This window comes from Candidatus Cloacimonadota bacterium (assembly GCA_034661015.1).
Lineage (GTDB): Bacteria > Cloacimonadota > Cloacimonadia > JGIOTU-2 > JGIOTU-2 > JAYEKN01.
Genome location: JAYEKN010000284.1, coordinates 1 through 8,256 on the forward strand (window position 1 = coordinate 1; position 8,256 = coordinate 8,256).

Genomic DNA, 8,256 nt, shown 5'->3' on the forward strand with positions numbered 1-8,256 from the left:
CGTCCGAGTCGGGATTTTTTTATTGCAACAAAACACATTTTTTGATCTGCTCTTCATTTCCAACTTTGAGTTTATAGAAATAAATTCCGGAACCAAGTCTCTGGTCTTGTGAATTTTTTCCATCCCAGCTGAGATGATGAATTCCAGTATAAAAATTATCATTCACCAAAGTTTTTACTCTTTGCCCCTTGATATTATATACCGAAACATTTACAGTTGCAGTTCTTTTCAAACTGAATGAAATATTTGTTTCACCGAATCCCGGCTTAAAGGGATTGGGAAAATTTTGCCTTAATTTACAAATCGAATTCGAATGATTTTTAGAATCATCAACATCAAACTGAGGCGCATTAAAAGTTTTTTCAGTATAATTCAGAACAATTTCACCTATATTTTGTTGCGATTTTGCCTGAATAAAATAATAGTCATTGGGGCAAAAGATTGTTTCGGAAATATCATATTCTCCCCAATCATTCCAACGGATGATACTTACATTGTCGAACCAAGACAAGGCAGTACCAATGTTCGGCACATTACTATTCAGACGAACATCAAAAAATTCGGTGCCTGCAGGAAGAGTAAGTTCCTGATGATAAAAAGTCCAGGGAGTATCACCGCTCACATTTGCTCCAATATTATCTTCACCAAGAGAATAACCACCGGTTCGGTTTTCATAATAACGTACCTGAATGGTTACATCTGCTCCATTCTGAGTTTTTATATAACCGCAAAGAGTGTAATTTGCCGTATCGGAACGGCAGATTATTCTTTTCTCGAAATTAGTAATAATATTGTCACCGGAACTTGGAATCCGTCTATGTTGAATCGAACGCTCCCCTGCATAAGCAACCGAATCACAATAAATTTCATCGCTGCTGTTCAGATTCCACAGAGTGCACCCTTCGTCCTCCATATTACCAAACCAAACTTTTTCTCGTCCCAAACGAAATTCATAAACACCAAAGGGTTGAATACTGTTTACATAAGCGATGCTGCCCTCCATTTCAAGCGGATTTGGTGCAGTTTGCCAATTTCCGTTTATCTCTTCTAAAGGCAATTCAACTGATTGGTCAATTTCATCAATGGTCATACTCGAAGTGTCCATTATTACTTTTGCAATAACATTTTCTCTATCGACTTTCAAATATGTATTTAATTGTTTGGAGCGATATGTAATATAATCAAGAATGTGCAATCCCAACCCACCTTCTGCTCTTTGGGGAATATAATCATCAATATAAATCGGAGTTAGAGAATATTCATAAAATCCCGTTTCATCTACTTTTGCGTTCAAGATCATCGTGGGAAACGTTTCCGGATAAGAGAGATCAAAAACGAAATTTCCCAAAGAATGCGCAATTAATTTTCCGTTATAAAGTTCCACTCCCTGAATAATGTGCGGATGATGACAAATCACCAAATCCGCTCCATTGTCAACAGCAAAATGCCTGATTTCCATATCCCACATGTGCGGGATATCTACCAAAGGGGAATAATCTTCTTCCTCAAGACAATCTTCCACGAAAGGTAAAGTTGCATCATAATTGCTGCCCGGCATCCTTGAATATTCACTTCCAGCATGCCACTCCATCACTACAAGGTCGGCAACATCCTCCACCTCCTCAATTTGCTTTCGTGTGTAATATGGTGTCATATAAGCGAAACCGGGTTTATTAAAGCCAGCGTTTAAATAGGGTTGATAATTATTATATTGCCCGGTTCTGTCACTTGAAGCCAGGAAGGCAAAATTTATCCCTGATTTTGAGTAGAAAGCCGGAAGATAGCCCTGGTAAGAATTTGCTCCTGCACCCGAACAGATAATGTTATTTTCCTCTAAAACAGCTTGTGTTTCCTGCATTCCCGGAAGCATATAATCCATTATATGATTGTTTGCTAGAGTTATCACGTCTATTCCTGCATAGGTCAAACCTTGCACATTGTCCGGTGAACCTTTGAAATAGATAGTTTTCGTGGGGTGATGCTCCCAATGCGTGGTAAGAGGGCATTCCAAATTTGCAACAGTGATGTCAGCCGCTTCCCCGATATATTGCAAGGTTGGTTCGAAGATTGCTTCTACTCCTTGAGTTGGAATAATTCCTCCTGCTCCTTCATAATGGCGAGCGAGCATAATATCACCAATAAAATTTATGGTTATGGGAAAAGTTGAATTCCCTTCGTCAACTTCAATACTACAACTTGCCTGTCCCCACATATTTGTGTAGTCCACGACTTCGAGCAAAACGGTATAAGGATGATCATCTGTAACCAAAAAAGTATGCGTTGGATCTTGCTCAGTACTAGTGGAGTCATCACCAAAATTCCAAAAGAAATCATGCTCATCACTATCCGGATCTACAACTTCACCAAAAAATTGCACGTCAACTACCCGCTCTCCAGCCCTACTATCATATGCGTCTCCCAAAATATAATCAATTGATACCTCCGGCACACAAGGTAAATCTTCGGTAACATTTACAATATTGTCGAAAAAGACCACGCCATCAGAGGCTTCGTCTTGGTCGTTGATGAAAACTATGCTGGAAATTTCCGGCAGATAATCGAAAAAGGCAATCCAATCATCAGCAATAGGTAAGAGAAAATTATTCCATTGATCCTCTGGAAAATTTCCTTGATAAACGGGAATCCATTCTTCGATATTTAGCTCTTCCGAACCCGCAAAAGAATAGAAAAGCACATTTATTGAATCCATTATCCCAAATCCTTGAATTTCCGCTTCCGAATCAACATAAGCAGAAACTTGCCAGACATCGCCCGTATCTACAACTACCGGCTGAATGTTTTCGAGTTTCCAAGTATTTCCAAATAATTTGAGAGAAAAGGGCGAATCTTCATAAGTGATTTCCGAATCCAAAACCCAATCCAAAGAATCTTCATCCTCACCCGGATAAGATTCTAAACTAACGAATCCGCTATCAAAATTTTCAATTGGGATTTCCCTGACAAAATCAGTTCCATTTGAATGACTATATTTTATTGATTCCGAACAAAAAGATTTGAAGGGGATAATAAAAACAACCATAAAAAATAGTATTTTAAATTTTCTCATTTTATTCACCTCATTAACAAACATTTTTTTGTTTTTACATTTGTATCACCTATTTTCAAACGATAAAAATATACACCTGTGCTAACTTTATGTCCGGTCATATCTTTTGTATCCCAGAGGAAATAATTTTGATCTTCACTTTTTGCGCGCGAATTATTATATTCCAAAGTTCTGACCAACTGTCCCTTCACATTATAGATATTTAGAACTACAGCGATATTGGGGGAGGGCTGTTTAAGACTAAAAGGGATCGAAGTCCATTCATCAATAGGATTAGGAATATTTTGTCCGAGAAAATTCTCATCAGGCAGCGGATTCTCTTGGACGATTAGAATAACCGGTATTCGTAAAACTTGTCCAATATCCGACTTTATTTTGATGAAAGCACTATACTCACCAATTTCCAAATTCTGACTGGAAAGCGTTACGTTAAAAGTTGTTGTCTCTCCGGCTGGGATGAAGCCACCGGAATAATCGCAAGTTAGCCAGCCTATGGGAGAATCTGTAATTTCAAAAAAACCGGAAGAAGTGTTAAACACATCTCCATTTGAATCTGTAAGCCGAATTTTACAATTATTCGAAATAAGACCGGGAACGATGAACTCATAGATGCCTTCATTTGGAAAATTTTCAGCAATGTTCTCCCAAATATATCCCCCATCGGATGAAATATCTATATTTACATTTTCGATACCACCGCAATCAATCCATCTGATCGAGTCTTGCGAACCATATTCCATGATTGAGTTTGCATTCGGATAAGTGATATTTAGGGCGGTGATGCTAAAATTGGCAGAATTATCCAAAATTGAACTTTCAAGATCAGTTATGCGAACTCGGCAGTTATCACTCAAAGGTGCGGGTACTGTGAAATAATAATGATGCTCGTTGTCAATTGCTTCTGCCAATATTTCCCAGTTAATGCCACCATCAAAAGAGATTTCAAGGTTGATAGGACTGATCACTTCTCCCCAATCAACCCAAGTAATACTATCGGTCAAACCATAAACGAGTTGATCGTTCAAATCCGGATGAGTTATCCAGAGATACGAGCCTTCTGCTGGAAGAATTGTAGCGATTCCGCTTTTAGAGTGCGGGGGAGAACCCGTGCCATCTCCCTGAATTTCCCAATTTATATCAATAGGAGTGCTTATTCCTACCTCAATATTTGTAGTAATACCAAAAGCATTAATTCCGGTATCATACAATATTTCTGTTCCATTTCCCCAAGTAATCATCCCTCCGGTTTCTCCATTATAGCTTAATTCTCCCAGATCGGTAGCTGCAAGAATAGTAACTCCATCCGGAAAATCAAGAGAAACGTGAACTATTGGTTCACTGCCATTAGAATGAAGAAGATAAAAAGAAAAATTTTGCTCTATATATGGTATGTATCCGCAATTGCTAGCAATTAGTAGTGTGTCGTTCTCCAGATTTCTGTTATAATCAAAGCCCTTGTTTGTGGAATTTTTTCGGAAATGAGATAATGATACATCTACCAGCAACTCCGTATCTTCACTAGAATTCTGAACCGATATTTGCTTGTTAATAGTTTTATCCTGATTTAATGTAATTAAAATTTCTTCAGGCTCGCAGATCAAAAGTGGAAAATTACTAACATTCCGGCGTTTAAACAAAATTGCAGTCTCATTTTGATAAGGATGGGCAGTTGGGGATTGAATATTTGAATAACTAATCAACAAGCCCGACGTTTGAGAATAATTTTCGATTCCGGTAGTAGCATAATTTTCTTCCTGATCCACATTCCCAATTTCTTTGTATTGAAAAATTATCTGATCATCAAAAATACTTGCTCCCGAATCGTTATCTGCATATTGAAAAATTACCTGAAAAGTTTCTTCGACATCGGGATTGTAGACATTTTGAAAACGAGACCATTCGATGATCAATCGTTCCTTTTCCGAATCATAATATGAATAAATTTCTCCCTCAATCAAATGATCCCAGAAAGGAGCTATCATTGCTTGGGAACCGACTCCAGACGGAATTATTTTATTACGAAAAAATATCTGATTTGTTTCCCCCATTGAGATATATCCGTTAGAGCAAACAGACATTTCCGAATAAAATTTACTATAATAAGAAAACGGGTGAGGTAATTGTATTGTGGAGATATATCCATCACTCGTAACATAGGTTCCTTCAATCAAATTTCCGTTTCCGCCATAATTTGGATCTATCTCAATCCATTCGTATTCGGGAGATTCGAAATTACCAAAATCGCTACTTTCAATCGCGAGATATCCACCACTTCCAAAGGTAGGGCTTTCCGAATTAATTTGCCCAACCCTTTCGGAAAAATCAATTGTTTGAACTAAAACATCGTTCTGGAAAATTTTCAATCGTAAATCAATAAATTCTCCGTCAATCAAAGAATCTTGGATAAAAACAGAAAATGCGTTCTCAGAAAAGGCACTGTCATTTACGGCAATATTTTCAAAAACGGAAATGCTATCGCCCACTTCAATCGGGGAGTTATTATTACACAGAACTGCTTCAAATGGATTGGAAGCCAGACTTCCGATATTTTTCAATCCAATCTTAAAAATATTTTCCGCACCGATTAACCAAGTACTATCTGAAGTTAAAAATGAAAAATTAATGTTACCCATTTCTGCTGAATTCACAATTATCGGAATCAGATAATCTTCATCAATTTCGTTATTTACAGCATTCAAAAAAATTGTTTCATCAAAACCATTTTCCCATTCATTCCCGATCCGAATATCAAAAGTCAATTCAACAAAATTTTGAGAAAGAATAGATGGAACGAAAATGCTATCGGTTAAAATTTCAATATAATCATCCGAACAGGATAAAGAAAAGGTAATATTATGCAATTCAGTGAGTTGAAAATTCTGTAAAATTGTCTCAAGTGAAATTTCTGCACCGGAAATAGGGTCTTCGGAAAAACTATATCCATTCAGGGCGAGAATATTATTTTGGGACACAATCAAAGTATCTGTTTGCGGAATGAATCCGTATTTTGATGCAGTAATATAATAAGTGCCGGCAGCAAGATGTGTCGGAATATTTGCCATGCCATTACTATCCGTAATAGCCGTAGAAAACAGACTATCTTCATTTGTAATTGCAATGATAAAATCGGATTTTTCCGTGCTATTTTCGATATTTACTTGCACATAATTATCCAAATAACTGATCGTATCATTACAAGACAATTCGATTTCCTGAGGTGTATCCGTCCAAATAGCAATTCCGGGGTCTCCGAGTAAATTATAGACATAAAAATAGAAAGGAACATTATAGCATGGCTCACCCATTTCGAGTAAATTGGGATAATTGTTGTAAAGTGCCATTTTCCCACGGAGCATAATTTCCCCGCAACGATTAATTCCTTCCTGAGTTATTCCCTGATAAATGCCCATATCGTTTGTATTATTGAACTGGGTTTTCGTATCATATTCGCTGGGACCGATAAAGCCAATCGCACCTCTCGGAGTGGATGGTGAACCGACTTTCAGCCATAATTCACCAAAACAAGACGGGTATCCATCATCTGCAAAATTTCCTCCACCGCAAGTCAAACTGGTTATCAATGGAAGCATATAACCGTTACTCAAATCTTGCTCAATATTATCATTTGAAAAAAGAGATCCAACACTTCCTCCGTAACTTCCACCCCAATGATTGGGGCTACCTGAACCGCGATAATTGATAAATGTGTATCCCGCGGTATTTATCCAATTTGCTAACTGCTGGGGTGAAGTGTAATACGGTGCAATAAATGTATCTACTTGAGTATAACCAAAATTTATCAGTTTATTTCTCACTTCCATCAATGTTTCGTATGGTGAAAAATAATTCCATTGAGCATCAACATATCCCACCATCAGAGCATGTTTGAACCAATCCTCAGCAATGTAAGGATTCTGCTCATAACTAATTATTTTATTAATAACCGTTACTAATTCCATTAAAGATAAAAAAGAAATCCTCCCGATAAAAATATCAGGAAAATAATCATCGCCTTCGAGAAGAGCATAACTATGGTCGGTTACATCCCAAGGGGAATAAGGTCCACCTTCCACATAAAAAGCCGGAACTGCAAATTGTCCGGTAACATCGCCGAACAATATTACATAATCGGGTGGATTTTCCCAATTATCATAAGCATTTTGTAAATACGCTTTGATCTCCTCACTCGTTGTACCTGCTTCTGACAATTTAACAACTTTCACATGATAACTGAGTTTTTCCTTCCATTTTACCAATGGTTGCAGAATCGAAGCACATGCATCAGGGCAAATAAATAAGTAATTACGAGAGATTTCACCTCTATCGTTTTGAACTCCCATAATATTCTTTTCTGCGAAATCTGAAAAGCCGAGAGAAATTTTATGTGATTGTTTTAAGATGGGATTAACATTTTTGGAAAAATCAATTTTAAAATCAGCATCTATATTTTTTAATATTCGCAATCTGTTTTTCGCCGGATTATACTGAACTGCGGAAATAGAAATCTGGCTAAAGCGATAACCTCGCATAATGACCGGTTTGCCAATTTTGACTAATTCTTGGGGAAACCATTCATCAGTGGAATAATATTCCTCGTTATAATTTATTCCCTCTTCAAGGCAAAAAGGTTGAATTTTTTGGTCGAGAGTAATTTCCTTATAATCGTAGGAAATATTTTGCAAAACAAAATTTCCCCTATTTGGCAAACTAAACAATTTGCTATAAATAGGCAAATCTGCTTTTCCCGGAACTGCTCCGGATCCACACTCCGAAATTGTAATTTCCAGAAAATCTTCGCTTTTTCCCGATCTTATAATCTGTTTTTCTAATTTAAAATTTCCTCTAAAATTTACCTGATTTTCGTTTATTTCGATATTCAAGGCACTTAAATTACCTATAAAAAAAACGAGTAATACGAAAGCAATAAATTTTTTCACTAATCCCACTTTCATTTTTCAATTTTTTATCATTGATAAATTTTTCAAAATACGATTATATCGTCAAGATAATTGAACAATTTCGTATTACGCTTTCCCAAAGCGTGCTTACAAAAACCGTTTCGGAGAAACGGAATACGAATCGTATTACGCTTTTCCAAAGCGTTCTTACACAAACAGTTTCGGAGAAACAGAATACGAATCGTATTACGCTTTCCCAAAGCGTTCTTATACAAACCGTTTCGGAGAAAC

General features: G+C 36.9%; 3 protein-coding genes. All 3 read right to left on the bottom strand.

Annotated elements, in window-relative coordinates:
• Nucleotides 1-19 precede the first annotated feature (19 nt).
• Nucleotides 20-3,067 carry a CapA family protein gene (locus tag U9P79_09935; protein ID MEA2104942.1) on the bottom strand — a complete coding sequence of 1,016 codons (3,048 nt, stop codon included), beginning with the start codon at nucleotides 3,065-3,067 and terminating at the stop codon, nucleotides 20-22.
• A 5-nt stretch (nucleotides 3,068-3,072) separates the two neighbouring features.
• The gene (locus U9P79_09940; protein MEA2104943.1) at nucleotides 3,073-8,004 is read right to left on the bottom strand and encodes a C25 family cysteine peptidase; all 4,932 of its coding nucleotides are present in this window, start codon (nucleotides 8,002-8,004) and stop codon (nucleotides 3,073-3,075) included.
• 44 nt (nucleotides 8,005-8,048) lie between these two features.
• The coding region (locus U9P79_09945; protein MEA2104944.1) for a hypothetical protein at nucleotides 8,049-8,256 on the bottom strand (208 nt) is incomplete at its 5' end.

Excerpts from the sequence above, each read along its gene's own strand:
- U9P79_09935 (MEA2104942.1), bottom strand. The coding sequence starts at position 3,067 with ATGAGAAAATTTAAAATACTATTTTTTATGGTTGTTTTTATTATCCCC.